General features: G+C 57.2%; 16 protein-coding genes. 7 read left to right on the forward strand and 9 right to left on the reverse strand.

Going from position 1 to position 13,237, the window contains the following annotated elements:
- Position 1: 1 nt before the first annotated feature.
- From DK510_RS18985 to DK510_RS19000, 4 genes are all read right to left on the reverse strand, one after another.
- Complete coding sequence (locus tag DK510_RS18985; RefSeq protein ID WP_109313427.1) at positions 2 to 445, reverse strand: DUF1178 family protein; 444 nt, start codon at positions 443 to 445, stop codon at positions 2 to 4.
- Between the two features lie 71 nt (positions 446 to 516).
- On the reverse strand, positions 517 to 981 hold the full coding sequence (locus DK510_RS18990; protein ID WP_109313428.1) for an NUDIX hydrolase: 465 nt from the start codon (positions 979 to 981) through the stop codon (positions 517 to 519).
- Positions 982 to 1,105: 124 nt separating this feature from the next.
- Positions 1,106 to 1,849, reverse strand: coding sequence for an EcsC family protein (locus DK510_RS18995; RefSeq protein ID WP_109313429.1), 744 nt, complete (start codon positions 1,847 to 1,849; stop codon positions 1,106 to 1,108).
- A 52-nt stretch (positions 1,850 to 1,901) separates the two neighbouring features.
- Positions 1,902 to 2,396, reverse strand: coding sequence for a GNAT family N-acetyltransferase (locus DK510_RS19000; RefSeq protein ID WP_109313430.1), 495 nt, complete (start codon positions 2,394 to 2,396; stop codon positions 1,902 to 1,904).
- Positions 2,397 to 2,467: 71 nt separating this feature from the next.
- Between DK510_RS19000 and DK510_RS19005 the strand changes: the two genes are divergently transcribed.
- Together DK510_RS19005 and DK510_RS19010 are read left to right on the forward strand one after the other, a co-directional pair.
- Positions 2,468 to 3,073: a flavin reductase family protein gene (locus tag DK510_RS19005; RefSeq protein ID WP_058272253.1), complete on the forward strand. Its 606-nt coding sequence runs from the start codon at positions 2,468 to 2,470 to the stop codon at positions 3,071 to 3,073.
- Positions 3,073 to 3,714, forward strand: a complete 642-nt coding sequence (locus DK510_RS19010; RefSeq protein WP_109313431.1) for a CatB-related O-acetyltransferase — start codon at positions 3,073 to 3,075, stop codon at positions 3,712 to 3,714. The genes DK510_RS19005 and DK510_RS19010 overlap by 1 nt, the downstream gene beginning before the upstream one ends.
- 29 nt (positions 3,715 to 3,743) lie before the next feature.
- Here the strand turns inward: DK510_RS19010 and DK510_RS19015 are convergent, their stop codons facing one another.
- Positions 3,744 to 5,378, reverse strand: coding sequence for a SulP family inorganic anion transporter (locus tag DK510_RS19015; RefSeq protein WP_109313432.1), 1,635 nt, complete (start codon positions 5,376 to 5,378; stop codon positions 3,744 to 3,746).
- A 200-nt stretch (positions 5,379 to 5,578) separates the two neighbouring features.
- On the opposite strand from DK510_RS19015, the gene DK510_RS19020 reads away from it, so the two are divergent.
- Entirely contained in the window at positions 5,579 to 6,451 is an 873-nt protein-coding gene (locus DK510_RS19020; RefSeq protein ID WP_109313433.1) for an S-methyl-5'-thioadenosine phosphorylase, read from the forward strand.
- Between the two features lie 9 nt (positions 6,452 to 6,460).
- Here the strand turns inward: DK510_RS19020 and DK510_RS19025 are convergent, their stop codons facing one another.
- Positions 6,461 to 7,327, reverse strand: a complete 867-nt coding sequence (locus DK510_RS19025) for an alpha/beta hydrolase (RefSeq protein ID WP_109313434.1) — start codon at positions 7,325 to 7,327, stop codon at positions 6,461 to 6,463.
- Positions 7,328 to 7,539: 212 nt separating this feature from the next.
- Here DK510_RS19025 and DK510_RS19030 point away from each other — a divergent pair, with 212 nt between their 5' ends.
- Together DK510_RS19030 and DK510_RS19035 are read left to right on the forward strand one after the other, a co-directional pair.
- On the forward strand, positions 7,540 to 8,556 hold the full coding sequence (locus DK510_RS19030; protein ID WP_109313473.1) for a DUF418 domain-containing protein: 1,017 nt from the start codon (positions 7,540 to 7,542) through the stop codon (positions 8,554 to 8,556).
- A gap of 52 nt (positions 8,557 to 8,608) precedes the next feature.
- The gene (locus tag DK510_RS19035; protein ID WP_109313435.1) at positions 8,609 to 9,238 is read left to right on the forward strand and encodes a LysE family translocator; all 630 of its coding nucleotides are present in this window, start codon (positions 8,609 to 8,611) and stop codon (positions 9,236 to 9,238) included.
- A 4-nt stretch (positions 9,239 to 9,242) separates the two neighbouring features.
- Here DK510_RS19035 and DK510_RS19040 read toward each other — a convergent pair whose 3' ends face one another.
- A complete protein-coding gene (locus DK510_RS19040) occupies positions 9,243 to 9,425 on the reverse strand; it encodes a hypothetical protein (protein ID WP_058272259.1) in 183 nt (60 codons plus the stop codon).
- A gap of 299 nt (positions 9,426 to 9,724) precedes the next feature.
- Between DK510_RS19040 and DK510_RS19045 the strand changes: the two genes are divergently transcribed.
- Positions 9,725 to 10,264 carry an adenine phosphoribosyltransferase gene (locus DK510_RS19045; RefSeq protein WP_109313474.1) on the forward strand — a complete coding sequence of 180 codons (540 nt, stop codon included), beginning with the start codon at positions 9,725 to 9,727 and terminating at the stop codon, positions 10,262 to 10,264.
- 170 nt (positions 10,265 to 10,434) lie between these two features.
- Entirely contained in the window at positions 10,435 to 10,917 is a 483-nt protein-coding gene (locus tag DK510_RS19050; protein WP_109313436.1) for a fasciclin domain-containing protein, read from the forward strand.
- Between the two features lie 34 nt (positions 10,918 to 10,951).
- On the opposite strand, the gene DK510_RS19055 is transcribed toward DK510_RS19050, so the two are convergent.
- A complete protein-coding gene (locus DK510_RS19055) occupies positions 10,952 to 12,367 on the reverse strand; it encodes an FAD-binding oxidoreductase (RefSeq protein ID WP_109313437.1) in 1,416 nt (471 codons plus the stop codon).
- Positions 12,368 to 12,405: 38 nt separating this feature from the next.
- Complete coding sequence (locus DK510_RS19060; protein WP_200833261.1) at positions 12,406 to 13,224, reverse strand: MBL fold metallo-hydrolase; 819 nt, start codon at positions 13,222 to 13,224, stop codon at positions 12,406 to 12,408.
- Positions 13,225 to 13,237: the final 13 nt, after the last annotated feature.

Genomic DNA, 13,237 nt, shown 5'->3' on the forward strand with positions numbered 1-13,237 from the left:
GTCAGTTCGTTTTACGGGTGGGAAGAAATGGAAGCGGCGAAACCGGCACACCGTCTTCGATCAGCGCTTTGGCTTCATCGGGCTTGGCCTCGCCATAAATCGCGCGTTCGGGCGCATCGCCCAAATGGATCTTACGCGCTTCTTTGGCAAAATCCTTACCGACATAGTCCGAGTTTTCCTCGACCTTGCGGCGCAGATCGGCCAGCACCTTCTCGATATCTGGCGACGGGGTTGCGACATCCACTTGTTTGCTTTGTGGTTCAGTTGTCTGGGCATTGCGGGCCGGACGAACGCGAGGGGTCATGATAGCCTTATCTACTTGCGCGTCACCACACACAACGCAGGTCACCATACCTGCGGAGGCGAGTTTGTCGTAAGCGGTGGCCGATTGAAACCAACTGTCAAATGTATGGTCGCGGCTGCATTTCAGCGAATATTGAATCATGGTCCGTCCATTTTCCGGTAGGCAAATAGATACCGACAGACATGGCAAGATCAAGCCCTTCGCAAGGCGAGTCAGTGTAGAATCGGGCCAAGACGGCGTAACAAAAGGGACAGTTCACGCGATTTCACCAGAGAGGCCGCTTTTTTAGGCGAAACCCACTTTCGCTTTCGTTGGGCCCGTTCAGGAAATTCAGGCGCAATCGACCTAACACAGAGGGGAAAGACATCCACCAGACACACCATGGGGCTCATACTCGAACGGGATTTCAGGTATGTGAAACGGCCCATGGGCTTGTTTGCACAATCGCCTTTAACCCCAGCCTCTTCCCAAGCTTCTCGTCTGGCGGCTTGCGACGGTGTCATATCCTCGATCAGCCAGCCCTTCGGTATGATCCAGCGCTTGGATTTGCGCGTTGTGATCAGCAAAACCCTGAGCTTTCCGTGTTTGATGCGATAGCATAGGGCTGCCGATTGATGCTTTAGTCGCAGGTGCTGTTCGCTTCCCTGCAGACACGTCGGTTGCCTCGCACCGATCACGCCGCACCACCTTTCAAACTGCTTTCATCCTCAATCGCCGACCTTTGAGGTTCTTATACATTTAGCGGTCGGATGGGGTCAGCATACCATATGGTGCGGTTTCTTCCAAGCTTTTAGGCAGATTTCAAACGCGGGCAGCCAGTTTCTGAACCAGATCTTCATGCGGGATATCGGCATCGATTGCCAGTCGCCGCAACCCGAAGTGAACGCGCGCCACCTGTTGATAATATCGGGTGTAGACATAGTTCGTACCACCACCTGCGATCGCACCCAGGACCGGTATCGATTGCGCTGCCAGCTTCTGGCCCAGTACAATGGACAGTCTCGGCGCTACCGCTGAAATTAGCTTCTGCATCGCTGGGCCAGTCAACGTCAGGCGGACCGAAAAGAAGCCCAGATCTGCGCCATCGTCAAAAGACAGAGGTCCGGCTGCAGATAGGACCCGAACGCAATCAAATTTGACGCCTTCCTCGGACGGATCGAACCCTTCGCGGAACGCCGCACCCTGAATGGCACGCAATAGCATGGCGGTCGTAGCAGGCAATTCCATCAGGGCAGTCGACACGCCACCCATGCCGCCAGCAGCCCCCATCGCCGTTGCGACAGCGGTGTTGACCCACGGCTTTTGATCAGGAACGGCGCGACGCGAACCCTCGGCTGCGTGCATCGCTAGCCAAAGCGCCTGTTCGGTGGCCCCTGTCAGCCCCTCCCGCACAGATACAGGAAGTTGTTCCAGTAGCGATTCCGCCGACCCCCCCAAACTGTTCAACAGTTTAACACCGGGACCTCCGGCGGTTCTGTAATACTTGGCCAACCGATCCAATTCAGCATCGGTATCCAGCTTTTCGACTAGAAGCACGTCCTGCATATAAGCCCTCCTGACGTTAAACATCGGGGCTAAATGGCGTGGTTTCAATAGCTCAGCGCGTCCAGCGGGTCACCTCGCCACGCACATTCAACCATTCACCGGGGCTCAATTCCACGCCTAAGACCCGGTCTGGGTTTGTTGGCGGGGGCATTTCCACACCGGAAAGTCGTGTGAACCCGAAACGCGCATAATAAGGCGCATCGCCCACCAGCATCGCCCTTTGCCAGCCTATTTCGCGACCAGCCTCAAGCCCCTGATGGATCAGGAATCCTCCCAGACCTTCGCCTTGATGGGTCGGGTGCACCGCCACGGGGCCCAGCAACAAAGCGTCGTGATCGCCCACATGCACGGGCCAGAAACGGATCGCCCCGGCCAGAATGCCCTGCCCGTCGCGCGCAACAAGCGAAAGGCCCGACACGGGTGGAACATCATCGCGCAGACGATACGAGGACAGCGCCTCACGCCCCGGCGCAAAGCACAGGTCATAAAGTGCCTCGACCTCCCACCAATCATCCGGCTCCTCCGGCCTGATCACGAACTGCTGCACCCTGCCCTCTTTTCCTAGCTGGCAATCGCCCTAGCACTTCGGTACGCCTTGGGCAAACGCTTGGAGATCTTATGTTCTATCGCCCCGAAGACGGCCACGGCCTGCCACACAATCCGTTCAACGCCATTATCACGCCACGACCGATCGGCTGGATTTCCACGCGTGACACAGATGGGATCAACAATCTGGCTCCGTATTCGTTTTTCAACGGCGTTGCTTACACCCCGCCGCAGGTGATGTTTGCTTCAACCGGAACCAAACACGATCAAGACGGCACGAAAGACAGCCTTGCCAATATCAAGGCAACGGGGGTGTTTTGTGTAAACGTCGTGGCCCACGCACATCGCGACGCAATGAATGCCAGCTCAGCAGGCTTGCCGAAACATGTCGACGAATTTGGCCATGCAGGCCTGACACCCTTGGAATGCGAAACCATCCCATGCGCCCGGATCGATGGGGCTCCGGCAGCGCTGGAATGCAAGCTAACCCAGATCGTGTCCCTTCCGGGCGAGGCCAATCGGGTGGTGTTCGGAGAAGTAACCGGCGTACATCTGCGCGACGATTGCCTGAAAGACGGCATGTTCGACGTCACAACATTCCAACCGCTGGCAAGGCTTGGGTACCGGGACTATTCAGTGGTCACCGAACTGTTCAGCCTTTCACGACCGGATGACTGATGCCGCTTCCTGACCCCTTACGCAGATACCCGATCACGCTCCCTGATGGCTCTGATCACAAGGGCACAGTTTTCCTGTCTGAAGCGATTGACCATCCCAGGTTTCAGGCCGGAGAATACAGCTACGCATCGGATTTTGAGCCGTCAGACGAATGGGCGCAACGACTTGCCCCCTACCTGTTTCCGTTTTCGCAAGAAAGGCTGGTGCTGGGGAAGTTCTGTCAGATCGCCCATGGTGTACGTTTCATCACATCATCGGCCAATCATTCAATGGATGGATTGACGTGCTTTCCGTTTCCAGTGTTTGACCCGGACGGAATGACCGGGTTTCAGCCGGACACGCGCGACACTCTCATCGGCCACGATGTCTGGATTGGCTATGGCGCGATGATCCTGCCCGGTGCGCAGATCGGTTCGGGGGCAATTATTGGTGCCGGGTCTGTTGTTCGCGGAAACGTACCGCCCTATGCGATCATTACCGGGAACCCTGCCGAAGTGCGGCGGTTCCGGTTCGAAAAGGACACCATCGACCGGCTTTTAGCATTGAACTGGTGGGATTGGCCCGCCGAGAAGATCGCCGAAGCCGAAGAGGCGCTTCTGTCTGGTAATATTGAAGAATTGGAACGGATTGCTCCAAAGTAAAAGGCGGCCGAAGTGGCCGCCTTTTGCAATCAATGCCCGCCCAGCACACCCGTGCGGACCGAGTAATCGACGGCCAGTTCGTAGTCCGGGTCATCGTCGCTATCGACCATAAGGTGGCCGGCCTTGTTCAGCAGTTTATGGCAATCCCGGCTGAGGTGGCGCAGCATGACGCGTTTGCCCGCAGCCTCGTATTTTCCAGCGATGTTCTCGATGGCTTGCAGCGCGGATTGATCCACGACGCGGCTTTCGGCAAAGTCCACGATTACAGTGTCAGGGTCGTTCTGAATATCAAACAGTTCAATGAATCCGTCGGACGAACCAAAGAACAAAGGTCCCTGAATCTCATAGACCTTTGCGCCTTCTTCCGTCTCCGAGTCCCGTGTGACCGCATGGATGCGTTTCGCATTGTTCCAAGCATAGGCAAGAGCTGAGACGATCACACCTACAACAACGGCAACCGCAAGGTCTTCCATCACGGTCACAACAGTCACCAGAACAATGACGAACGCATCCATCAGGGGCACCTTGCGCATGATCTTGAACGAGTTCCAGGCAAAGGTCCCGATCACCACCATGAACATCACACCAACCAACGCGGCCAGCGGAATCTGCTCAATCAGCGGTGAAGCGAACAAGATGAACACCAGCAGGAATAGGGCCGCAGCAATCCCGGCGATACGGGTACGACCACCAGACTTCACGTTGATCATCGACTGACCGATCATCGCACAACCGCCCATGCCGCCGAAGAATCCAGTCGCTACATTGGACACGCCCTGTGCAATGCACTCTTGCGAGGCCCCTCCGCGCTTGCCGGTGATTTCACCAACGAGGTTCAGGGTCAGCAGGGATTCAATCAAGCCGATGGCGGCCAGAATGACAGCGTAGGGCAAGATGATCTCAAAGGTTTCCCAGTTCAGCGGCACCATCGGGATGTGAAACGCCGGCAGGCCGCCCTCAATTGAGGCCAGATCACCAACGCGCGGCACATCAAGTCCGAACCCAATCACCAGCGCAGCCACAACAACAATCCCGGCCAATGGTGCGGGCACGATACGCGTGATGCGCGGCATGACCCAGATCACGGCCATCGTCAGGGCAACCAGACCCAACATCGTGTAAAGCTGCAGGCCCGACAGCCATTCACCACCGCTTAGGCCGTGGCCGGTGTTTTCCATGGTGCCCGGAACCTTGAACTGCCCCATCTGGGCCAGAAAAATCACGATGGCCAGACCATTCACAAACCCCAGCATCACCGGATGCGGCACCAGTCGGATGAACCGGCCCCAATGCATCGCGCCTGCAATGACCTGCAAAATACCCATCAAAACCACGGTGGCGAACAGGTATTCCACCCCGTGTTCAGCCACCAACGCCACCATCACAACAGCCAGAGCGCCGGTTGCGCCGGAGATCATACCCGGTCGACCACCGATCAGCGCCGTAATCAAGCCCACCATAAACGCGGCATACAGTCCGACCAACGGGTGGACACCTGCGACAAAGGCAAACGCCACCGCCTCGGGGACCAGCGCCAGCGCAACGGTCAGACCAGACAACAGCTCAATCCGCAGGCGCGAGACGGTCAGCCCCTCATCCGGCATCCAGCGGAGATCAGGTTTGGCTATACGATTGGCAAAGCTTGCCAGCATGGCTCGGGGCATGAGACGTCCTGTGGGGTTGTTTGTTCGCGCGAAAGATGCCTTTTACCTGTCATATCTGACATTAGATACTGCACCCAGCGGGACCCTGATATGCGTAAATCGCATAGCTAGCAAGCAAGTTACACAAACCCTTGAACCCACTTGCCAAACCCGCGGCTGCCACGCAGAACTCTTTAAACAGTTTTTCACGGAGCGCAGCCATGACCCAGACCAAAATCGCCATCATCGGCGGATCAGGCATTTACGAGATCGACGGTTTGGAAAATGCGGAATGGGTCACGGTCGAAACCCCATGGGGCGATCCTTCGGATCAGATCCTGACCGGATCACTGAATGGCGTTGAGATGGCCTTTCTGCCTCGTCACGGGCGCGGCCACGTGCATTCCCCTACTGAAGTGCCTTACCGCGCCAATATCGACGCGCTGAAGCGACTGGGTGTGACGGATGTGATCTCAGTTTCGGCCTGCGGGTCGTTCCGCGAGCATATGGCACCGGGCGATTTCGTGATCGTCGATCAGTTCATCGACCGGACGTTTGCGCGCGAGAAGAGCTTTTTTGGCACTGGCTGCGTGGCCCATGTCAGCGTTGCGCACCCCACCTGCCCGCGCCTGTCGGATGCCTGTGAAACTGCCGGCAAGGCAGCAGGCATCACCATTCATCGCGGCGGCACCTATCTGGCGATGGAAGGGCCGCAGTTCTCTACGCTGGCGGAATCCAAGATGTATCGTGAACACTGGGGCTGCGACGTAATCGGTATGACAAACATGCCCGAGGCCAAACTCGCCCGCGAGGCCGAGCTTTGCTATGCCTCGATCGCCATGGTCACCGATTACGACAGCTGGCACCCGGACCACGGCGAGGTGGACGTCACCGCCATCATCGCTACGCTGACCGGCAATGCCGAGAAAGGCCGTGCGCTTGTCAAAGGTCTGCCCGATCTACTGGGCGCTGATCGCGCGCCCTGCCCTCATGGCTGCGACCGGGCGTTGGAATATGCCATCCTGACCGCGCCGGAAAAGCGTGATCCGACCGTGTTGGCAAAACTGGATGCTGTTGCTGGTCGGATTCTCTGACCGGCAACTTTAGTTGGCTGGCAAAGACTGTTGAACCTGATCCCACAATCCGTGCGACCAGAGGTCGTTGTGTGTGCCGTCCGGGATGATATAGATCTGCGCCGTCTCCCCGGCCATCGCGGCCAAAGCTTCGCCGTGATACAGTGGAACCGTTTCATCCTCGGTCCCGTGGAATATCAAAGTCGGAACGGTGACGTTCCCGATCAAATCACGGGTCGCGAACTGATCCCGCATCAGGGCATGCACCGGTAGCCAGGGATATCTTTCCGCCGCGACGTCCACCGTGGCCGTAAAGGGTGCCTCAAGCACCAGCAGCTGTGCATTTGGGCGCTGTTCAGCTACGGCGGTCGCAACGGCTGTTCCAAGACTTTGGCCGTGCAACACAACTTCCGCACCTTGGCGATCCAGCTGGTCATACATCTGGATGCCGTCGGAAATTAGCGCCATCTCGGACGGTTCGCCCTCGCTGCCCGGATATCCACGATAGCTGGGGGCCAGCAGGCCGAAGCCACTGTTGAGGATCTCTCTCATCCGATCGGCGCGGTCGCCCAGGTTGCCCGATTGGCCATGAAAGAACAAAACTGTCGGCGCATCATCGGTCGCGGGCGGGGCGGACCACGCGGTCAGCGTAACGCCATCGGACATTGTGAAGGAAACGGACTCCACATCAGCCAATCCTACCGTGTTGGGCGCTGGTAATTCTCCGTCCGGTTTGAACAACAACGATTGCTGGTTCACATACATGTACCCCACGATGCCCGCATAGATCACCGCGAGGACCGGAACCAAAAGGATCAGCGCGCCCTTTACGTGGGCAAGCCGCGAGTGGCTGGTTTCAGGTGCCGCGTTCGCGCGTGTTTGATCTGTTTGAACCATCGGCCTCTCCGAAGTGTTGCGTCCGATCCAAGGTCGGTGGCCCAAGGAACCGTTTCAAGCCGCGCGGGCTACACTTAATCCAATCTTAAAACTTGTTGCAGCGTTGCACGGCCCCGGCTCTTTTTTGCCCTTCATCTTGAAATATCCTCTGTACTGCACCGATGTGTGTTTCGCACGGCACCGTCAAAACGCTGGCGAAACAGAGGGATAGCATGAAGCGACTTGAGGCATTGGACGCGGCCCGGTTTCTGGCGTTTTGCGGAATGGTTCTGGTGAATTTCCGCATTGCCGCTCAGGTCGCCCCCGGCGATGACTGGGCCTCGACCCTGATCGATTTGCTTGAAGGCCGCGCGGCCGCTTTGTTCGTCATCCTGGCCGGCATCGGAATTGGGATATCCTCTGTTTCAGCGTCGGTGCTGCTGCGGCGCGCGGTGTTTCTGTTCGCTCTCGGTCTGATCAACATGACCGTATTTGACGCCGATATCCTGCATTTCTACGCCGTGTACTTCGTTGTTGGCGCTGCTTTCCTGACGGCACCAACCCGTGCATTGTGGTTGGGTTCAGTTGGGGTGGTGGCGCTGGCTGTCCTCGCTGTCATGATTTTCAACTACGACCTTGGCTGGGACTGGGAAACGCTGACATACACCGACCTTTGGACCCTGCCCGGTTTTTTGCGTAACCTGTTTTTCAACGGCTGGCACCCGGTCCTTCCCTGGGCGGCGTTCCTGTTGATCGGAATGGCTATTGGACGATCCGAACTGCACACGATCTGCATTCAACACAGGCTGATCATGTGGGGGTTCGGAGCTACCATATTTGCCCTGTTTCCGCAAATGTTGGCCTCGGACCCTGATCTGGTGATCTATCTGGGAACCGCGTCCATCCCACCGGGACCATTCTACATTATTGCCGGAACCGGCTCGGCTTGCGTGGTGATCGGATTGCTGTTGAAGCTGTGGCCCAAGATCGAAAAGTTGCGCATCGGCCCAGCCCTGACCGCGCCCGGTCGGCAGAGCCTGACGCTCTATGTGGTGCACATCCTGATCGGCATGGGCATACTGGAGGAGGCCGGGTTGCTGAACGGGTCACTGAACGCCCCGCAGATCGCGGGTTACGCTGTTGCGTTCTGCGCCGCGTCCTCGATCTTTGCCCTATTGTGGTCCCGCAAATTCAAACGCGGTCCGCTTGAGGCGCTGATGCGTCTGACAACGCAACCACGCAGGGCTTGACCTTGCGCGCTGGTCCGGGCTTGCTGCGGGAAACGTATTCACAGGATTTCCGATGTCCCTTGACCTTTGGCTCGCCTTTGTCGCTGCATCTACCGCCTTACTATTGATCCCAGGCCCGACGGTCTTGCTGGTGCTCAGCTATGCCCTATCCAAGGGGCGCAGCGTGGCTGTCGCCTCGGCGACGGGTGTAGCTGTTGGAGATCTGGTGGCTATGACGGCCTCTCTTTTGGGGCTTGGTGCGCTGGTCCTGGCCTCGGCTGCCCTATTCACGGCCCTCAAATGGGTCGGTGCCGCCTATTTGGTCTGGCTGGGGATCAAACTGTTGCGCAGCGCGCCATCAGGCAGGCTTGAGACTGTGGACACCGGGCGCAATGTCACCGCACACAGCGTTTTTGGCCATGCTGCCGCCGTCACCGCGTTGAACCCGAAATCTATCGCGTTTTTTATCGCTTTCGTTCCTCAGTTTCTGCGCCCGGCTGACCCGCTCGGACCGCAATTTGCTATCCTGATCGCAACCTTTGTGGGGCTGGCATGGCTGAATTCGCTGGCATACGCCCTTTTGGCGGACCACCTACGCAAGATGATCGGCCGTTCAGGCGTCATCACCGCTATGACCCGGTTCGGAGGGCTGGCATTAATCGGGATGGGTGTGGCCACGGCTGTCCTGCGCCGCCCGGCCTGAGGGCTCAGCCCTCAGCGTGTTCCTTCATGAAACCGCGAATGAACCGCCGGATTTCTCGCGCGGCCGACGTGTCCAACTCTTTGCATAGCTGAACAAACTCGTCCCGTTCATCCTTATCCAGCCGCAGGACCAACTGACTGTTTTTCTTCGTTGAAATCTTACTGTCTTTCGTTCCCACGCGTCCCATTCCCATCAAATTCCCAGGCCTGTAAGATAGGCTTTGTATATACTTCGCATATATTTTGTAATTCACGAGCACCTAACAACAAAAGAAAGTTATGGCAACGAACCTTCATGTCGCTCAGGCGATTTTTTCAAAAGATCAGGGCAAGGGGCACAAACCATATCTGACGCGGCCGGTCGATACACTGTATCGCGACTACCGCCAGTCGAACCGCCGGACGTCTGGGGTGGCAATCTTTCCTTGCATGACTCACACCAATGGGCCAAACAGCCCAGCGTGTTTTGACGCCAGAGGGGATGGCCATGTCCAGAAACAAGTCGGTCAAAGATTACATTCGGACCATCGTTGATTTCCCACATGAGGGGATCATGTTCCGGGACGTAACGACCCTGTTCGCTGATCCGCGCGGTTTCCGCATGGCGATCGATCAAATGCTGCACCCCTATGCCGGTGAGCGCATCGACAAGGTCGTTGGCCTCGAGGCGCGTGGCTTTATCCTAGGCGGCGCAATCGCGCACCAGCTAAGCGTCGGATTCGTGCCCATCCGCAAAAAGGGCAAGCTGCCGGGAACCACGATCAGTCAAGACTACAAGCTTGAATACGGCGAGGCGATTGTCGAAATCCACGACGACGCCATCCAACCGGGTGAAAAAATCCTCGTCGTCGATGATCTGCTGGCGACAGGTGGCACCGCTGCCGCAGGCATCAAACTGATCGAACGGTTGGGGGGCGAGATCGTCTCATGCTCGTTCATTATCGACCTGCCAGAGTTAGGCGGACGCAAGGCATTGGAGGATATGGGTATGGATGTCCAAGTCTTGTGCGAATTCGAAGGCCTTTGACGGCGCGTGCAATCACAAATTCGTGAGTGGAAATCTGAGACCGCGCTGGCTTAGCGCGGTTTTTTATTGGATCAACCCGAACTTATCGGCACAAACAGTGATCTCTTTTCAGTGATGCAGCGTACCCCGATTGATGCCACCAAGGGCATTCCAACCAGGGAAATCATACCATGTTTCGCAAACTCGCAATTGCCGGCGTCGCAAGCCTTTTCGTTTCAACTACGGCTTATGCTGATGGCCATTCCAAAGATATCGTCGACACCGCCGCCGGCGCAGGCAGCTTTGAGACTCTTGTCGCAGCTGTTCAGGCTGCCGAGTTGGTTGATACGCTGAAAGGCGAAGGCCCCTTCACCGTTTTCGCCCCCACGGATGAGGCGTTTGCCGCTCTGCCCGAAGGCACAGTTGAAACCCTTCTGAAGCCCGAGAACAAGGATCAACTGGTTGCCATCCTGACCTACCACGTGGTGCCCGGCAAAGTGATGTCAGGCGATCTGTCCGATGACATGACAGCCGCAACCGTACAAGGCGGTGAAGTCACGATTGACCTTGATAACGGCGTAATGGTCAACGACGCGAACGTTGTTCAGGCAGACATCGAGACATCGAACGGTGTCATCCACGTGATTGACAAAGTCATCCTGCCCGCATCGTGAATCCAGCGCGCGGCCTGTACTAAATGGGCCGCGCCTAAGCCCTTAGAACGGCACCCGGATTCATGATTCCTTTTGGATCAAGCGCGGCCTTGATCGAGCGCATCGCCGACAGCTTTACCGGATCGCCATAGCGACATAGATCATCCGTTTTCAATCGCCCTATGCCGTGTTCTGCGCTAATCGAACCACCGAACTCATGCACCAAATCATGCACCAAGCGTTTTACCGTTTGCCGCTGTGCGTCATACTCTGAACGGCTATGCCCCTGCGGCGGGAACACGTTGTAGTGAAGGTTGCCGTCACCAAGATGCCCAAAACAGTTAATCCGGAAATCCCCCAACCCGCGTACAATTTCGGACCCTCGCAGGATGAATTCGGGGATTTGCGAGATCGGGACCGAGATGTCATGGCTCGAGACCGAACCGATCAACCGGTTGGCTTCGGGAATCTGCTCACGTACGGCCCAAAGCTCCAATCTTTGCGCTTCGCTTTGGGCTATGACCGCGTCACCTACAAGCCCGCGCGCCTCCGCTGTTTCGAACAGCGCCTCCAGCGCATTTGACGGTGACGCACCGCCAGAAAGACCCAATTCAATAAGCACCATCCATTCAGGCTGGACGTCAAAGGGCTGGCGGATATCGGGCAAAACCTCGGACAAGAATTGCAGGCCCTGCTTGTGGATCAGCTCAAAGGTGCTGACCCCTTCGCCCACCTGATCGCGTGCCAGCGCCAGCAATTCAATGGCAGCATCCGGAGAGGCCACCTGGAACATCGCGGTGCCGGTCTCGGCCGGACGCGGGTACAGCTTCAACGACGCAGCTGTGATGATCCCCAGCGTGCCTTCCGCCCCGATCAGAAGGTTGCGCAGATCGTACCCAGTGTTGTCCTTGCGCAATCGGCTGAGGCCGTGCCAGATTTCACCATTTGGAAGAACTGCTTCCAACCCAAGACACAGGTCACGCGCATTGCCGTAGCGCAATACATTGACACCACCCGCATTCGTCGCAAGATTTCCACCTATCCGGCAAGACCCTTGCGCCGCCAATGCCAACGGGAACAATCGATCAGATTCTTCCGCAGCAGTCTGAACATCGGCCAGAATGGCACCGGCCTCGGCGATAAGAATGTTCTCCGTCGGATAAACCGCCCGAATGGCTGACATCCGCTCCAGTGAAATAAGCAACGGGGCCGGGCCGTCGGTCATCACCTGCCCGCCGACCAATCCGGTGCCGCCGCCGTAAGGCACGACGGGAACCGAAGCATCCGAGGCGAGCCGAACGAGCCTCGAAACCTGTTCTACCGACTTCGGCAGCGCCAAAACGCCGACATGGCCTGCGAACCTGCGGCGCGGCTCTTCCAGGTATCGTTCCTCGACAGGGTGCAGAATACCATCGCCCAGCGCAGTGCGGATTGATTGGGCAAAATTGCCATCGGCAGGGTTTAGTTTCATACCCTTTCCTTGCCCAAGTCGTGACGCCCCGACAAGCCTTATTCCAGTTCGATTAGGTATTGCGGCTCAAGCACCACAACCGTCGGACGATCAGGTAACGTGCGAAGAGACACGGTGATCTCGGAAACGCCTTTGCGCTCAACCGGAAAGTCTTCGCGGATATCGACCAAAAACCGGTCCAGTGAAAAGCTGGAAAACCAATGCATCGGAATGATGATCGAACTCTTCAGTCGCTTCAAAACGGTGATCATTTCCGGCAACGGCATCGTCGTACCGCCATCCACAGCAGCCATCACAACATCCAAACGCCCCAGGGCGGCAAATTGTTCATCCGACGGCACGTGGTGCAAGTGACCCAGATGGCCAATGCACAACCCTTCAACCTCAAACACAAAGATAGAATTTCCGCGCTCTTCCACACCGCCATAAGAGGATCGGATATCGGTCGAGACATTGCGAATCAGCATCTCTCCCAAATCAAGATAGTGTTCGATCCCCTGCCCGAACTCGCCCCACCCCGGCAACACATTCGGGATGGCAGGATCTGGATGGGCGGTCCAATGGGTGCCGTGGGCGTGATTCATCGTCACCACGTCCGGGATCAAATCCGCGCTGCCGATGAAACCGGTGAAGTCCGTTACCGCGTTCAACCCGCCCTGCGTCTGGATCATAAACGACGCATGAGCAATATAGCTGATCCGAACCGAAAACTCCGGCACCGGATCCTGCCAGGCTGCTTTATGAACGTATTCAATCCCCGGTGCGGCATCCGCGATGGCAAGGCAATGGCTCGGCCGCCGCTCCTGCGCCACAGCCCCGCCCGCAATCATCATCAGCCCTACAACAATCCACCGCATGCCCGGATTGTAG

The organism is Ruegeria sp. AU67 (assembly GCF_900312795.1).
Lineage (GTDB): Bacteria > Pseudomonadota > Alphaproteobacteria > Rhodobacterales > Rhodobacteraceae > Ruegeria > Ruegeria atlantica.